This window comes from Micromonospora sp. LA-10, from assembly GCF_051853095.1.
Lineage (GTDB): Bacteria > Actinomycetota > Actinomycetes > Mycobacteriales > Micromonosporaceae > Micromonospora > Micromonospora echinospora_A.
On record NZ_CP195710.1, the window covers coordinates 1,410,017 to 1,425,187 of the forward strand.

Here is a 15,171-nt window from a genome sequence, read left to right on the forward strand (position 1 = left end):
CATGCAGAAGCCAGCCGTACCCGCCGCCCCTGACACCGCCCGCGACCTGCACCGCCGCCTCGCCCCGCTGATGTTCCGCGACCAGCGCCGCCTCCAGCGGCGGCTCGACGGCGCGCGACGGCTGCGTGACCCGCAGCGGCGGGACGCGGCGCTGGCCGAGATCACGGCCGAGGTGACCCGCGCGGAGGCCCGGCTCCAGGCGCGCCGCGCGGCGGTGCCGGTGATCACCTACCCGGCGCAGTTGCCGGTCAGCGAGCGCAGGGACGACATCGCCGCCGCGATCCGCGACCACCAGGTGGTGATCGTGGCCGGTGAGACGGGCTCCGGCAAGACCACCCAGCTGCCCAAGATCTGCCTGGAGCTGGGGCGCGGGATCACCGGCCTGATCGGGCACACCCAGCCCCGCCGGCTGGCGGCCCGTACGGTCGCCGACCGCATCGCCGACGAACTCGGCACCGAGCTGGGCGACGTGGTCGGCTACAAGGTGCGCTTCACCGACCAGGTGGGCGAGAACAGCCTGGTCAAGCTGATGACCGACGGCATCCTGCTGGCCGAGTTGCAGACCGACCGGATGCTGCGGCAGTACGACACGCTGATCATCGACGAGGCCCACGAGCGCAGCCTCAACATCGACTTCATCCTCGGGTACCTCAGGCAGCTCCTGCCCCGCCGGCCCGACCTCAAGGTGGTCATCACCTCCGCGACCATCGAGACCGACCGGTTCGCGAAGCACTTCGCCGACGCCGAGGGCAACCCGGCACCGGTGGTCGAGGTGTCCGGGCGCACCTACCCGGTGGAGGTCCGCTACCGGCCGCTGGTCGAGGTCACCGAGGCCGAGGAGGAGGACGAGGCCGACGAGGAGAACGTCCGCGACCAGATCCAGGCGATCGGCGACGCGGTCGAGGAGCTGGCCGCCGAGGGGCCGGGCGACATCCTGGTGTTCCTCAGCGGCGAGCGGGAGATCCGGGACACCGCCGACGCGCTGGGCAAGCTGGTGCAGTCCAGGCGGTCGCTGCTCGGCACCGAGATCCTGCCGCTGTACGCCCGGCTGTCCACCGCCGAGCAGCACCGGGTTTTCGCCGCGCACTCCAACCGCCGGGTGGTGCTGGCCACGAACGTCGCGGAGACCTCGCTGACGGTGCCGGGCATCAAGTACGTGGTGGACCCGGGCACCGCCCGGATCTCCCGCTACTCCAGCCGGCTGAAGGTGCAGCGGCTGCCGATCGAGCCGGTCTCGCAGGCCAGCGCCAACCAGCGCAAGGGCCGCTGCGGGCGTACCTCGGACGGCATCTGCATCCGCCTCTACGACGAGCAGGACTTCGACTCCCGCCCCGAGTTCACCGACCCGGAGATCCTGCGCACCAACCTGGCCTCGGTCATCCTCCAGATGACGGCGATCGGGCTCGGCGACGTCGCCGCGTTCCCGTTCATCGACCCGCCGGACCGGCGCAACATCACCGACGGCGTCAACCTGCTGCACGAGCTGGGCGCGCTCGACCCGGCCGAGACCGACCCGGCGAAGCGGCTCACCGCGCTGGGCCGGCGGCTGGCGCAGCTCCCGGTCGACCCCCGGCTGGCCCGGATGGTCCTGGAGGGCGAACGCAACGGCTGCGCCACCGAGGTGGTGGTGATCGCCGCCGCGCTGTCCATCCAGGATCCCCGCGAGCGCCCGGCCGACAAGCAGGCCCAGGCCGACCAGGCGCACGCCCGGTTCGCCGACAAGGAGTCCGACTTCGTCGCGTACCTGAACCTGTGGCGCTACCTGCGGGAGAAGCAGCGGGAGCTTTCCTCCAGCGCGTTCCGCCGGATGTGCAAGGCCGAATACCTCAACTACCTGCGGGTACGCGAGTGGCAGGACATCGTCAGCCAGTTGCGCCAGGTGAGAAGCACCTCGGACAAGGGTGAGGGCCGGCGCGGCGCCGGCGCAGACCTGCCGGAGGAGATCGACACCCCGAAGGTGCACCAGTCGCTGCTGCCCGGCCTGCTGTCGCACCTCGGTCTCAAGGACGCGCAGAAACACGAGTACCTGGGCGCGCGGGGCGCGAAGTTCGCGGTCTTCCCCGGGTCGGCGCTGTTCAAGAAGCCACCGCGCTGGGTGATGGCCGCCGAGCTGGTGGAGACGTCGCGGCTGTGGGGCCGGGTGGCCGGCCGGGTCGAGCCGGAGTGGGTCGAGCCGCTGGCCCAGCACCTGGTCAAGCGCAGCTACAGCGAGCCGCACTGGGAGAAGAAGCAGGCCGCGGTGATGGCCTACGAGAAGGTCACGCTGTACGGCATCCCGCTCGTCACCTCCCGCAAGGTGAACTTCGGGCGGATCGATCCGGCGCTGAGCCGGGAGTTGTTCATCAGGCACGCCCTGGTGGAGGGCGACTGGCAGACCCACCACCACTTCTGGCGGGACAACCAGCGGCTGCTGACCGAGATCGAGGAGCTGGAGAACCGGGCCCGGCGGCGCGACATCCTGGTCGACGACGAGACCATTTTCGCCTTCTACGACCAGCGCATCCCCGCCGATGTGGTCTCCGGCCGGCACTTCGACTCGTGGTGGAAGAAGACCCGCCGGGAGCAGCCGGACCTGCTCACGTTCACCCGCGAGCTGCTGGTCAACGCCGGCCGGGGCGGGGTGGACGAGGAGGACTTCCCGGACGAGTGGCGGGCCGACGGCGTGACGCTGCCGCTGACGTACACGTTCGACCCGACCGCGCCCGCCGACGGCGTCACTGTGGACATCCCGCTGCCGCTGCTCAACCAGGTGCCGGCGGAGAGCTTCGACTGGCAGGTGCCGGGGCTGCGCGAGGAGCTGGTCGTCGCGCTGATCCGGTCGCTGCCCAAGCCGGTGCGGCGCAACTTCGTGCCGGTGCCCGACTACGCGCGGGCCGCGCTGGCCGCGATCACGCCGGGCGAGGAGCCGCTGCTGGCCGCGCTGACCCGGCAGCTGCGCCGGATGACCGGGGTGACGGTGCCGCCGGACGCATGGGACCTGGGCCGGCTGCCGCCGCACCTGCGGGTCACGTTCCGGGTGCTCGGCGACGACGACAAGCCGGTCGCCGAGGGCAAGGACCTGCCGGCGCTGCAACGCGAGCTGCGCCAGGAGGTACGCCAGGTCGTGGCCGCCGCCGCGCCGGACGTGGCCCGGACCGGGCTGACCGAGTGGTCGATAGGCGCGCTGCCGCGCACCATCGAGCAGGTCCGCGCCGGCTTCGCGGTGACCGCGTACCCGGCGCTGGTGGACGAGGGCGTCACGGTCGGGGTGAAGGTGTTCGACTCGGCCGCCGAGCAGGAGGCCGCGCACTGGGCGGGCACCCGCCGGCTGCTGCGGCTGACGCTGCCGTCACCGGCGAAGTTCCTCCAGGGGCGGTTGAGCAACGAGGCGAAGCTGGCGCTGTCCCGCAACCCGCACGGCAGTGTGCCGGAGCTGATTGAGGACGCGGCCGGGGCGGCGATCGACAAGCTGATCGGCGACGCGGGCGGCCCCGCCTGGGACGCCGAGGGTTTCGCCGCGCTGCGCGACAAGGTGCGGGCCGACCTGGTGGACACCGTGGTCGAGGTGATGGATCGGGTCCGCCGGGTGCTGGCCGCCGCGTACGCGGTGGAGCAGCGGCTCGGCGCGACCCGGAACCTGGCGGTGGTGGCCGCGCTGGCCGACATCCGTAACCAGCTCACCGGCCTGGTGCACAAGGGCTTCATCACCGAGACCGGGTACGCGCGCCTGCCCGACCTGCTGCGCTACCTGACCGCGATCGAGCGCCGCCTGGAGCGGCTGCCCGGCAACCCGCAGCGCGACAAGTCTCAGCAGGACCGGATCGCCGTGGTGCAGAAGGAGTACCAGGACATGCTCGCGGCGCTGCCGCCGGCCCGGCGCCAGGCAGCGGCGGCCCGGCAGATCCGCTGGATGATCGAGGAGCTGCGGGTGAACGTGTTCGCGCAGGCCCTCGGCACCCCGTACCCGGTCTCCGAGCAGCGCATCTACCGGGCCATGGACGAGGCCGAGGGCCGCTGAGCCGCCGCGCCGGTGCGACGCCGGCGCGGCGGTCCCGGTCAGCGGCGGATCACCGCGCCGAAGCCGAGCCAGCGGCCGGCGTACGGCCCCTCGATGAGGCGGACGTGCTCGCGGCCGTTGAGCACCGAGCGGCCGTCGATGGCCACCGCGTCACCGATCCGGTAGGTGGTGGGCACCGACTTCATCAGCCCGGCGGCGTCGATCGAGTACGCCGGTGGGGCGTCGACGGCGATCGTGCCGGGCCGGTGCAGCTTGTAGCCGAACCCGGCGCAGATGCCGACCTGGTACCGGTAGGGCGAGTACTCCTGCACGTAGTAGCCGGTCAGGGTGCCGGCGGTGATCGCGTACCAGATCCCGGTCTGGCGCATGATCTTCACGCGGTCGCCGGAGGGCGCGGCGCTGGCGCGGGCCAGCGTCATCTTCGTCCGCGCGGTCACCGTGCCGGCGCTGTTGAACTTGTACGCGGTGTGCGTGCCGGAGGAGAACCGGATGTTGCCCTTCACGCCGTAGGGCGGGTAGTCGGTGTACCAGAGGTCGGCGAGCTGGGCCAGGTACGTGTCACCGGTGATGGCGTACTGCTGGACGAACTGGAACATGTGGGTGGAGTGGTACTGACCCGCGTCGATGCCGTGGGTCAGGCAGTAGCGGCTGCGCCAGTGCCGCACCCGGGCCTGCTCCCACACGTCCCGGTAGGTGGTGATCGCGCCCTGCAGCATCAGCTTGGCGTCGGCGTTGCGGGTGAGCACCCAGTAGTCGTAGAGGCCGTACGCGGAGAACATGTGCCCGTTGTAGGTGCGGTCGCCGCGGACCGCCTTCGGGTGCGGGTACTCCTCCAGCCACAGCAGACCGTCGACCACGTACACGCCCCACGGCTGGCCGGCCGCCGCGGGCAGCAGGTACGAGGCGAAGGTGGCGTCCGCGGCGCCCTTCCACTTCGTCTCGCCGGTGCGCTGGAAGAGCCGGGTGAACAGGCTCAGCGCCTGCCCCTGGGCCATCATCGAGTACCACGGCGCCGGGTAGAGGTCGGGGCCGCCGTGCAGCCGGTGGTCGAACGGGTACGGGTAGAACCACGCGCCGGAGCGCAGGGTGCGGCGGTCGATCAGGCGCTGCGCCTGCAGCTTGGCCCGGTTCAGGTACGTCACGTTGCCGGTGATCCGGTGCGCCTCCATCAGGTGCAGGCCGTACTGCGCCTGGGCGACCGGGTGGTCGTAGAGCCGGCCGCCGAGGCGCACCATGCGCACCCCGGTGGAGTCGTGCACGCCGGGATCGACGAGCGGGACCGGCGAGGTCATGTGGTAGGGCTCGATGCCGATCGGCAGTTCCCGGATCTCGAAGTCGTCGTAGCGGAACTGGAACGGCACCGACGCCGTGGCGGCGTACCGGCGGGTCGGTCCGCCGACGCGGCCGGCGCCCGGGGTGGACGCCGCGCGCGGGGCCAGCCGCGGCACGTCGCGGGCCGGGATCGCGGACAGGTCCGGCAGTGGCTCGACCGGCCCCGGTGGGCCGATCTCCAGGGCCGGGTCGATGACCGGGTCCGCCGGCGTCCAGAGCGAGGGCGCCTGCTGCGGCGTCGCGGCCCAGGCGGGGCCGCCGCCGAGCAGCGGGACCGAGGCGGCGGCCAGGGAGCCGGCGACGACGGCGCGCCGGCTCAGCGTCGATGTCGGGCCGGCGGGGTCGACAGGATCTCGGTGGCGCATGCGAACCTCCCGTGTCCTTCACATGCTGGGCACCAGCCCTCCCATGCTGGCCCCGTGCACCGGGACAGGCAAGGACATTCGTTCTGATAAGTCGGAGATCCGTCAAACGGCGGGAAGTGGCTCCACACCGGGCGGGAGCTGGTGGGCGGCGGTGGCGTCGTGGACGTACTCCAGGAGGATGCGGCGCAGCTCGCGCCCGGCGTGGGTGGGGACGACGTCGCGGCGGCGGGCCACCCCGATGGTCCGGCGGACTCCGGGCGGCACGAGCCGGGTGACCCGGATGCCGGCGCGGCGGGCCACCACGATGCCCGGCACCAGCGCGACGCCGAGCCCGGCCTCGACGAAGCTGAGCACCGCGTCCATCTCTCCGCCGTCGACGGACAGGGTCGGTTCGAACCCGGCCGCCCGGCACGCCTGGAGCGTGGCGTCGCGCAGGTCGTAGCCCTCGCGGAACATGACGAGCGGCTGGTCGCGCAGGTCGGTGATGGACAGCTCGCCGGTGGCCGAGGCGCCGGGGAGCGGGTCGACGGAGGCGACCACCAGGCTCTCCCGCAGGATCGGGTCGGCGCGCAGCCCCGGGTCGGTGCCGGCCGACGGCATGATGATCAGGGCGAGGTCGAGGCCGCCGCGGAGCAGGTCCCGGACGAGGTCCTGCGAGCCGCCCTCCTCCACGCGCAGGTCGATGGTGGGGTGCGCGTCGCGGAACCGGCGCAGCACCGGCGGCGCGAGCGAGGTGGCCAGGCTGGGCGTGGCGCCGAGCCGGACCCGGCCGCGGCGCAGCCCCACCAGCTCCTGCACCTCGCGGGTCGCGGTGTCGACGTCGGCCAGGATCCGCTTGGCCAGTGGCAGCAGCACCTCGCCGGCCGCGGTGAGTGTGATGTTGCCCCTTACCCGCTCGAACAACGGGGCCCCCAGGTCGGTCTCCAACGCGTGAATTTGCTTACTCAACGAGGGCTGGGTTATGCCGACAAGATCAGCTGCCTGGGTGAAATGTCGTACTTCGGCGACCGCCACGAAGTACCGAAGCTGATGGAGCTGCATCTACATAGCCTACGGCTATCAACACTGCGATTTCGATGCATTGGACGCCTGATCGAAGTGCTCCTAGCGTCGTTCGCGTGGTAATCACGAAAACTCGGTCGCCCATCCGCTCGAACGTCGGCCTCAAGGCCGTCATGGCGGTGACGGGCATCATTCTTGTGCTGTTCCTGGTCGCCCACATGCTCGGCAACCTGAAGATCTTCACGGGCGAGACCTCGTTCGACCACTACGCGCACTGGCTGCGCGACATCGGCACGCCACTGCTGCCGACGACGTGGTTCCTGTGGATCCAGCGCACGGTGCTCACCGTGGCCGTCCTGGGGCACATCGGCGCGGCCACCCTGCTCGCGATGCGGTCCCGGGCCGCCCGCCCGGTGAAGTACGCGCACCGCCGCAAGATCCACGTGAACTACGCGGCGCGCACGATGCGCTGGGGTGGTGTGATCATCCTGCTCTTCGTGATCTACCACATCCTCGACCTGACCACGGGTCACCTGAACCCGCAGGGCGACCCGGCCAACCCGTACGGCAACGTGGTCGCCGGCTTCGCGCCGGAACGCTGGTACGTCACGCTCTTCTACACCCTCGCGCTGGTGACCCTCGGCTTCCACCTGCGCCACGGCGCGTTCAGCGCGTTCCGCAGCCTCGGCCAGCAGACGCCCAAGGGTGAGCGCCGGGCCCGGATCGCCGCGCTCGTCTTCGCCGTCGCGCTCGTCGGCGGCTACCTGCTGGTCCCGTTCGCCGTGATCACCGGATTGGTGTCCTGACATGGATCTCTACAGCGAAGGCGACCCGATCGCCGACACCCGGGCCCCGGACGGCCCGATCGAGACGCGGTGGGAGCGCCACCGCTTCGAGATGAAGCTGGTCAACCCGGCCAACCGCCGCAAGATGACGGTGATCGTGGTCGGCACCGGCCTGGCCGGCGGCTCCGCCGCCGCCACGCTCGCCGAGCAGGGCTACCAGGTGCGGTCCTACTGCTACCAGGACAGCCCGCGCCGGGCCCACTCGATCGCCGCGCAGGGCGGCATCAACGCCGCCAAGAACTACCGCAACGACGGCGACTCGGTGCACCGCCTGTTCTACGACACGGTCAAGGGCGGCGACTTCCGCTCCCGCGAGTCGAACGTGCACCGGCTGGCCGAGGTCTCGGTCAACATCATCGACCAGTGCGTCGCCCAGGGCGTGCCGTTCGCCCGCGAGTACGGCGGCCTGCTGGACACCCGCTCCTTCGGCGGCGCGCAGGTGCAGCGCACCTTCTACGCCCGGGGCCAGACGGGCCAGCAGCTGCTGCTCGGCGCGTACCAGGCGCTGGAGCGGCAGATCGGCCTGGGCAACGTGGAGATGAACGCACGCCACGAGATGCTCGAACTGGTCATCGTCGACGGCCGGGCGCGCGGCATCGTGGTCCGCGACATGGTCACCGGCGAGATCAGCACCGAGATGGCCGACGCCGTCGTGCTCGCCACCGGCGGGTACGGCAACGTCTTCTACCTCTCCACCAACGCCAAGGGCTGCAACGTCACCGCCTCCTGGCGGGCGCACCGCAAGGGCGCGTACTTCGCCAACCCCTGCTACACGCAGATCCACCCGACCTGCATCCCGGTCTCCGGCGACCACCAGTCGAAGCTGACCCTGATGAGCGAGTCGCTGCGCAACGACGGCCGGGTGTGGGTGCCGAAGGCCAAGGGCGACCAGCGCAGCCCCCGGGAGATCCCCGAGGACGAGCGGGACTACTACCTGGAGCGGATCTACCCCTCCTTCGGCAACCTGGTCCCCCGCGACATCGCCTCCCGTGCGGCGAAGAACGTCTGCGACGAGGGACGTGGCGTCGGCCCCAGCGGCCTCGGCGTCTACCTGGACTTCGCCGACGCGATCGACCGGCTCGGCCGCAAGGCCATCGAGGCCAAGTACGGCAACCTCTTCGAGATGTACGAGCGGATCACCGGCGAGGACCCGTACGAGGTCCCGATGCGGATCTACCCCGCCGTGCACTACACGATGGGCGGCCTCTGGGTCGACTACGACCTCCAGTCGTCCATCCCCGGCCTGTTCGTGATCGGCGAGGCCAACTTCTCCGACCACGGCGCGAACCGGCTCGGCGCCTCGGCGCTGATGCAGGGCCTGGCCGACGGCTACTTCGTGCTGCCCAACACGCTCGCCAACTACCTGGCCTCCGGCGCGCTGGAGAAGGTCGACGCGAGCCACCCCGAAGCGGTCGCGGCGCGTACCGACGTCGAGGACCGGATCAAGCGGCTGCTCGCGATCAACGGCGACCGCACCGTGGACTCGTTCCACAGGGAGCTGGGCCAGATCATGTGGGAGCACTGCGGCATGGAGCGCTCCGAGGCCGGGCTGCGCAAGGCGATCGACGAGATCCGCGCGCTGCGCGAGCAGTTCTGGCAGCGGGTGCGCGTGCCGGGCGACGGCGAGGGGCTCAACCAGTCGCTGGAGAAGGCCGGCCGGGTGGCCGACTTCTTCGAGCTGGCCGAGCTGATGTGCATCGACGCGCTGCACCGCGAGGAGTCCTGCGGTGGCCACTTCCGGGCCGAGCACCAGACGCCCGACGGCGAGGCGCAGCGCGACGACGACCGGTTCGCGTACGTGGCGGCCTGGGAGTACACCGGCACCGGTGAGCCCGTGCTGCACAAGGAAGACCTGACCTTCGAATACGTTCACCCCACGCAGCGGAGCTACAAGTGAACCTGACCCTGCGCATCTGGCGCCAGCACGGCCCCGAGGACAAGGGTCGGATGGTGACCTACCCGGTGCAGGACGTGTCCCCGGACATGTCCTTCCTGGAGATGCTCGACGTGCTGAACGAGCGGCTGATCCTGGACGGCGAGGAGCCGGTCGCGTTCGACCACGACTGCCGCGAGGGCATCTGCGGCATGTGCAGCCTCATGATCAACGGTGAGGCGCACGGCCCGCAGCGCGGCACCACCGCCTGCCAGCTGCACATGCGGCAGTTCTCCGACGGCGACACGATCGACATCGAGCCGTGGCGGGCCCGCGCCTTCCCGGTCGTCAAGGACCTGGTGGTCAACCGCAACGCGTTCGACCAGATCATCGCGGCCGGCGGCTACGTCACCGCGCCGACCGGCAGCGCCCCGGAGGCGCACTCGGTGCCGGTGCCGAAGGCCGACGCGGACGCGGCGTTCGAGTCGGCGGCGTGCATCGGCTGCGGCGCCTGCGTGGCGGCCTGCCCGAACGGCTCCGGCATGCTGTTCACCGCCGCGAAGATCACCCAGCTCTCGCTGCTGCCGCAGGGCCAGCCGGAGCGCTACACCCGGGTGATCGGCATGGTGGACGCGCACGACGAGGCCGGCTTCGGCGGCTGCACGAACATCGGCGAGTGCGCGACGGCCTGCCCGAAGGGCATCCCGCTGAACACCATCGGCCGGCTCAACCGGGACTACCTCAAGGCGACGGCCAAGCGCGCCGGCTCCTGACCACGGCACGACCACGCGACCGCCGCGCCCCGCACCCGGGGGCGCGGCGGTCGCGCTTTCCCGGGGGTACGCCCCGGCGGTTGGTACGGTGAAGCGCCAGTCGCGTCACCGTCTCTCCCGGGAGGGCAACATGGCCGGGACCGCTCCCGCGCAGGCGTCCTCCCCCGAGGCGGGTCACGGCGGACCGGCCGGCCCGCCGGAGTCGCTGCTGGAACGCGCGTTCACCGAGGCGTTGCAGAGCGCCGACGACACCGACGAGGTGGCCACCCGGATCCTCGACGCCGCCTACGAGCAGTTCTGCCGCATGGGTATCCGGCGCTCCACGATGGAGGATGTGGCCCGGCGGGCCGGCGTCTCCCGGATCACCGCGTACCGCCGGTTCGCCACCAAGGACCGGCTGGTCGAGCAGGTGGTCCGCCGGGAGTTCCGCCGCTACTTCGACCAGTTCCTGATCGACATCCAGCGGGCGGAGACCGTCGGTGACCGGGTGGTGCTGGGCTTCGTCAGCGCGCTGGGCGCGATCCGCCGCAACCCGCTGATCGGTGGGCTTATGGCGGTCGAGCCGGACGTGCTCATCCCCTCGATGATCAGCGACGGCGGGCGGACGCTGGCCACCGTGCAACGGTTCGTCGCCGGGCAGTTGCGCCGCGAGCAACGCGCCGGCACCATCTCCGGCGCCGTGGACGTCGAGGTGGTGGCCGAGCTGATGACGCGGCTGTCCTGCTCGTTCCTGCTCACCCCGAGCCACGTCATCGACCTGGACGACGACGACGCGCTGCGGGAGATGGCCCGCCGGTTCCTCGTACCCATGCTGGAGACCGGCTCACAGACCGAGTGACCGGCCGATCACCTCCTTCATGATCTCGGTGGTGCCGCCGTAGATGGTCTGCACGCGGGCGTCCAGGTAGGCGCGGGCCACCGGGTACTCGCGCATGTAGCCGTAGCCGCCGTGCAACTGGAGACACCTGTCGACGACGCGCTGCTGCAACTCGGTGCACCACCACTTCGCCATGGCCGCCGTCTCCGCGCCGAGGTCCGGCGCCACCAGGCAGTTGTCCACGAAGACGCGGCCCAGGCGCAGCTCGGTGGCGAGTTCGGCGAGCACGAACCGGTTGTGCTGGAAGCTGCCGATGGGACGGCCGAACGCCCGGCGCTGCCTGCAGTACTCCAGGGTCTGCGCGAACACCGTCTCGGCGCCGGCGAGCGCCGCGACGGCTATCGACAGCCGTTCCAGGGGCAGGTTGCGCATCAGGTAGGCGAAGCCCTCCCCCTCCGCGCCGAGCAGGTTGGCGGCTGGTACGCGGACGTCGGCGAAGAACAGCTCGGCGGTGTCCTGCGCCTTCTGCCCGAGCTTGTCGAGGTTGCGGCCCCGCTCGAAGCCGGGCATGCCGCGCTCGACCACGAGCAGGCTGATCCCCCGCCGTCCGGCGTCCGGGTCGGTACGGGCGACCACGATGACCAGGTCGGCCAGGATGCCGTTGCTGATGAACGTCTTCTGCCCGTTGAGGACCCAGTCGTCGCCGTCGCGTACCGCGGTGGTGGTGATGCCCTGCAGGTCGCTGCCGGCGCCCGGCTCGGACATGGCGATCGCGGTGACGATCTCACCGGAGCAGAAGCCCGGCAGCCAGCGCTGCTTCTGCTCCTCGGTGGTCAGGTCGGTCAGGTACGGCCCGATGATGTCGTTGTGCAGGCCGAACGCCGGACCGCTCGCGCCGGCCCGGGCCAGTTCCTCGGTGAGGACGGCGTGGAAACGCCGGTCGGTCACCCCGGCGCCGCCGTACCGTTCGTCGACGAAGAAGCCGAGCAGCCCGGCGGCGCCGGCGGCCCGCCACACGGCGCGGTCGACGATGCCGTCGGCCTCCCAGCGCTCGTGGTGCGGGGTGATCTCCTTGTCGATGAACGCGCGCACCAGTTCGGCGAACGCGAGGTGGTCGGCGGTGAAGATCGCGCGGTCCATGTGTCAGCTCCCTCCCCTGCGCTACCGGGCCATGTCCGCGACGGCGGCGACGAGACGCCGGGGGTCCTCGCCCAGCGGCGCGACGTTGAGGACCGTCACGCCCGCGTCGCGGAATTCCTGCACCCGGTCGCGCACGTAGCTCTCCGGCCCGATCAGGCTGGTGCGTTCCAGCAGTTCCGCCGGCACCGCGGCGGCGGCCTCGGCCTTGCGGCCGGCCAGGTAGAGGTCCTGGATGCGGTCCGCCTCGGCCGGGTAGCCGTAGCGGCACAGCAGGTCGTGGTAGAAGTTGCGGCCCTTGGCGCCCATCCCGCCCACGTACAGGGCGATCAGTGGCCGGGCGAGGTCGCGCAGGCCGGTCACGTCCGGGCCGATGGCCAGCGGCCCACCGGCCACCACTTCCAGCGGCCCGAGATCGGCGGGCCGCTTGGCCCGGCCGGCCGCCAGCGCGTCGCCCCAGACGTCGCCGGCGCGCTGCGGGTCGTAGAGGAACGGCAGCCACCCGTCGGCGATCTCGGCGGTCATCCGCACGTTCCGGTCGCCCAGGCTGGCCACGTGGATCGGGATGCGGTCGCGGACCGGGTGGGTGAGGATCTTCAGCGGCTTGCCCAGGCCGGTGCCCTCACCGGGCGGCAGCGGCAGCTGGTAGAGCCCGTCGTTCGTCAGCGTCTCGCGCCGCCACACCCGCCGGCAGATGTCGATCACCTCCCGGGTGCGGGCCAGCGGCCTGTCGTACGCCACGCCGTGCCAGCCCTCGATCACCTGCGGCCCGGACGCGCCCAGGCCGAGGATGGCGCGGCCACCGGACATCGCGTCCAGGCCCGCCGCGGTCTGCGCCAGCAACGCCGGGGTACGCGAGAAGATCGGCAGGATCGCGGAGCCGATGTGCACCCGGCTCGTGCGAGCGGCGAGGTAACCCATGACCGTGGGCGCGTCGAAGCCGTACGCCTCGGACACCCAGACCACGTCCAGGCCGTCCTGTTCCCAGGCGGCCACGTCATCAGCGCCGCTGCGGGGATCGGCGGCGTACGCCAGTGTCGTCCCGATACGCATCAGTGCGCTCCCTGTCCCTGGCGGACGGCGCCGCCGTCGCGCCACCGTCGTAGGTGTGCGCCCAGCCCCCAGTCGGTGAGGACGGGCTCGGTGTCCGCGCCCGGCGCGGGCGGTGGACCGCCGACCTGCCCCGGTGTCCCGGACAGGCGGGGCGCCACGGCGGGTTGCCGGACGCCGAAGTGCTCCTCGTACGTGCCGCGCGCGGCCAGGTGCGGGTGGTCCGGCGCCTCGGTGAGCGACAGCACCGGCGCGACGCAGGCGTCGGTGCCGTCGAACACAGCTGTCCATTCCTCGCGGGTACGGCCGGCGAACACCTCGGCGAAGCGGGCCCGCAGCACCGGCCACCCGGTGACGTCGTGCCGGTCCGGCAGGTCCGCGTCGGCGAGCCCGAGCAGCCGCAGCAGTTCGGCGTAGAACTGGGGTTCCAGCGCGCCCACAGCCATGTGCCCGCCGTCGGCGGTGGCGTACACGTCGTAGAACGGCGCGCCGCCGTCGAGCAGGTTGCGGCCCCGCTCGGGCCGCCAGGCGCCCTGCGCGAGCAGCCCGGCGAACGGGGTGGTGAGGTGGGCCGCGCCGTCCACGATGGCGGCGTCGACGACCTGCCCACGCCCGGTGGCGCCCGCGACGTGCAGCGCCGCCAGGATGCCGACGACCAGGTAGAGCGCGCCGCCGCCGAAGTCGCCGACCAGGTTGAGCGGGATCTGCGGCGGCCCGCCGGCCCGGCCGATCGGGTGCAGCGCCCCGGCTACGGCGATGTAGCCGATGTCGTGGCCGGCGGCGCGGGCCAGCGGCCCGTCCTGCCCCCACCCGGTCATCCGCCCGTAGACCAGAGCGGGGTTACGGGCCAGCGCGTCCTGCGGTCCGACGCCGAGCCGCTCGGCGACGCCGGGACGCCAGCCCTCGATCAGGATCGCGGCCCGGCCGGCGAGTTCGCGGACCACCTCCGCGCCGTCGGGGTGCTTCAGGTCCACCACCACCGAGCGCTTGCCGCGGTTGAGCAGGTTCCGCCCGGGGTCGCCGGCCGCGAACGCGCCGGGCTCCGGCCGGTCGACGCGCACCACGTCGGCGCCGAGGTCGGCGAGCAGCATGGCGGCGAACGGGCCGGGCCCGATCCCGGCCAGCTCCACGACCCGGACGCCGGCGAGCGGGCCGCTCACGCGCCGGCCCGCGGGGCGAAGCGGGGTGCGCGTCCCTGGGCCTGGCTGAGCAGGGCCTCGCCGAAGTCGGCACCGGCGAGGGAGGCGGTCATGAGCCGGATGGCGTCGCCTGCTGCCTCGGCCGCCCCGGTCTCCAGGCCCGACCAGACCTGCTGCCGGATCACCGCCATGGAGGCCGGTGAGCAGTGCTCGGCGAGGTCCGCGGCATAGGCTTGCGCCTCGGCCAGCACCTCGTCGCGCGGGAGCACACGTTGTACCAGCCCGATCCGGTACGCCTCCGCCGCGTCGATCTTGCGGCCGGACAGCAGCAGGTCGAGCGCGTTGCCGACGCCGATCAGCCGGGGCAGCAGCCAGGCGCTGCCGTACTCGGCGACGAGGCCGAGCCGGCTGAACGAGGTGGCCAGGCGCGCCCGCTCGGACAGGAACCGCACGTCGGCGTAGAGCGCGTGGACCAGACCGAGGCCGGCCGCTCCGCCGTTCACCGCCGCGACGACCGGCGTGCCGAGCGTCAACGGCAGGTGCGGCGGGAAGCCGAACTCGTCTGCGAGCAGGTCACGGTTGTGCCCGTCCAGCAGCGCGACGAGCGCCTCCGGGTCGGCGCCGGCGCAGAACCAGTCGCCGGCCCCGGTCACCACGATCGCCCGTACCTGAGGGTCGGCGTCGGCGGCCACCAGCGCGGCGTAGTAGTCGCGGAACATCTCCAGTGACATCGCGTTGCGCCGTTCGGGCCGGTCGAACCAGATGGTGCGGACGCCGCCGGCGGTGGCGGCCCGCAGGCCCTCACCCGCCGGCTCGGTCTTTGTGACATTTGACATTTGAT

General features: G+C 72.0%; 11 protein-coding genes. 5 read left to right on the forward strand and 6 right to left on the reverse strand.

The features are described 5' to 3' along the window. Window position 1 precedes the first annotated feature (1 nt). Entirely contained in the window at window positions 2-3,997 is a 3,996-nt protein-coding gene (gene hrpA / locus ACSDG8_RS06635; protein WP_210894932.1) for an ATP-dependent RNA helicase HrpA, read from the forward strand. Window positions 3,998-4,035: 38 nt separating this feature from the next. Here hrpA and ACSDG8_RS06640 read toward each other — a convergent pair whose 3' ends face one another. Next, the gene (locus ACSDG8_RS06640; protein ID WP_210894933.1) at window positions 4,036-5,694 is read right to left on the reverse strand and encodes a D-glucuronyl C5-epimerase family protein; all 1,659 of its coding nucleotides are present in this window, start codon (window positions 5,692-5,694) and stop codon (window positions 4,036-4,038) included. Between the two features lie 102 nt (window positions 5,695-5,796). After that, window positions 5,797-6,735 (reverse strand): LysR family transcriptional regulator, encoded by a 939-nt coding sequence (locus ACSDG8_RS06645; RefSeq protein WP_210894934.1) that lies wholly within the window; start codon window positions 6,733-6,735, stop codon window positions 5,797-5,799. A 134-nt stretch (window positions 6,736-6,869) separates the two neighbouring features. On the opposite strand from ACSDG8_RS06645, the gene ACSDG8_RS06650 reads away from it, so the two are divergent. The 4 genes from ACSDG8_RS06650 to ACSDG8_RS06665 all read left to right on the forward strand — a co-directional run bounded on the left by ACSDG8_RS06650 (window position 6,870) and on the right by ACSDG8_RS06665 (window position 11,025). After that, window positions 6,870-7,502 (forward strand): succinate dehydrogenase cytochrome b subunit, encoded by a 633-nt coding sequence (locus ACSDG8_RS06650; RefSeq protein ID WP_247678613.1) that lies wholly within the window; start codon window positions 6,870-6,872, stop codon window positions 7,500-7,502. A gap of 1 nt (window position 7,503) precedes the next feature. Then, window positions 7,504-9,438, forward strand: coding sequence for a fumarate reductase/succinate dehydrogenase flavoprotein subunit (locus ACSDG8_RS06655; RefSeq protein WP_184684330.1), 1,935 nt, complete (start codon window positions 7,504-7,506; stop codon window positions 9,436-9,438). After that, the gene (locus ACSDG8_RS06660) at window positions 9,435-10,187 is read left to right on the forward strand and encodes a succinate dehydrogenase/fumarate reductase iron-sulfur subunit (RefSeq protein ID WP_210894936.1); all 753 of its coding nucleotides are present in this window, start codon (window positions 9,435-9,437) and stop codon (window positions 10,185-10,187) included. The genes ACSDG8_RS06655 and ACSDG8_RS06660 overlap by 4 nt, the downstream gene beginning before the upstream one ends. 130 nt (window positions 10,188-10,317) lie before the next feature. Then, window positions 10,318-11,025: a TetR/AcrR family transcriptional regulator gene (locus ACSDG8_RS06665; RefSeq protein WP_210894937.1), complete on the forward strand. Its 708-nt coding sequence runs from the start codon at window positions 10,318-10,320 to the stop codon at window positions 11,023-11,025. Here the strand turns inward: ACSDG8_RS06665 and ACSDG8_RS06670 are convergent. From ACSDG8_RS06670 to ACSDG8_RS06685, 4 genes are read right to left on the reverse strand one after another with little or no spacing between them, the layout of a single operon-like run. Further along, window positions 11,011-12,144 carry an acyl-CoA dehydrogenase family protein gene (locus ACSDG8_RS06670; RefSeq protein ID WP_210894938.1) on the reverse strand — a complete coding sequence of 378 codons (1,134 nt, stop codon included), beginning with the start codon at window positions 12,142-12,144 and terminating at the stop codon, window positions 11,011-11,013. The two genes, ACSDG8_RS06665 and ACSDG8_RS06670, sit on opposite strands and share 15 nt — an antisense overlap. 21 nt (window positions 12,145-12,165) lie before the next feature. Beyond that, window positions 12,166-13,194, reverse strand: a complete 1,029-nt coding sequence (locus tag ACSDG8_RS06675) for an LLM class F420-dependent oxidoreductase (RefSeq protein ID WP_210894939.1) — start codon at window positions 13,192-13,194, stop codon at window positions 12,166-12,168. Then, on the reverse strand, window positions 13,194-14,351 hold the full coding sequence (locus tag ACSDG8_RS06680; RefSeq protein WP_210894940.1) for a CaiB/BaiF CoA transferase family protein: 1,158 nt from the start codon (window positions 14,349-14,351) through the stop codon (window positions 13,194-13,196). The genes ACSDG8_RS06675 and ACSDG8_RS06680 overlap by 1 nt, the downstream gene beginning before the upstream one ends. Further along, complete coding sequence (locus tag ACSDG8_RS06685) at window positions 14,348-15,166, reverse strand: enoyl-CoA hydratase-related protein (RefSeq protein ID WP_210894941.1); 819 nt, start codon at window positions 15,164-15,166, stop codon at window positions 14,348-14,350. Before ACSDG8_RS06685 ends, ACSDG8_RS06680 begins: the two co-directional genes overlap by 4 nt. Between the last annotated feature and the right edge of the window lie 5 nt (window positions 15,167-15,171).

Coding starts and splice junctions, on each gene's coding strand:
- hrpA (WP_210894932.1), top strand. CDS start 2: ATGCAGAAGCCAGCCGTACCCGCCGCCCCTGACACCGCCCGCGACCTG.
- ACSDG8_RS06640 (WP_210894933.1), bottom strand. CDS start 5,694: ATGCGCCACCGAGATCCTGTCGACCCCGCCGGCCCGACATCGACGCTG.
- ACSDG8_RS06645 (WP_210894934.1), bottom strand. CDS start 6,735: ATGCAGCTCCATCAGCTTCGGTACTTCGTGGCGGTCGCCGAAGTACGA.
- ACSDG8_RS06650 (WP_247678613.1), top strand. CDS start 6,870: ATGGCGGTGACGGGCATCATTCTTGTGCTGTTCCTGGTCGCCCACATG.
- ACSDG8_RS06655 (WP_184684330.1), top strand. CDS start 7,504: ATGGATCTCTACAGCGAAGGCGACCCGATCGCCGACACCCGGGCCCCG.
- ACSDG8_RS06665 (WP_210894937.1), top strand. CDS start 10,318: ATGGCCGGGACCGCTCCCGCGCAGGCGTCCTCCCCCGAGGCGGGTCAC.
- ACSDG8_RS06670 (WP_210894938.1), bottom strand. CDS start 12,144: ATGGACCGCGCGATCTTCACCGCCGACCACCTCGCGTTCGCCGAACTG.
- ACSDG8_RS06675 (WP_210894939.1), bottom strand. CDS start 13,194: ATGCGTATCGGGACGACACTGGCGTACGCCGCCGATCCCCGCAGCGGC.
- ACSDG8_RS06685 (WP_210894941.1), bottom strand. CDS start 15,166: ATGTCAAATGTCACAAAGACCGAGCCGGCGGGTGAGGGCCTGCGGGCC.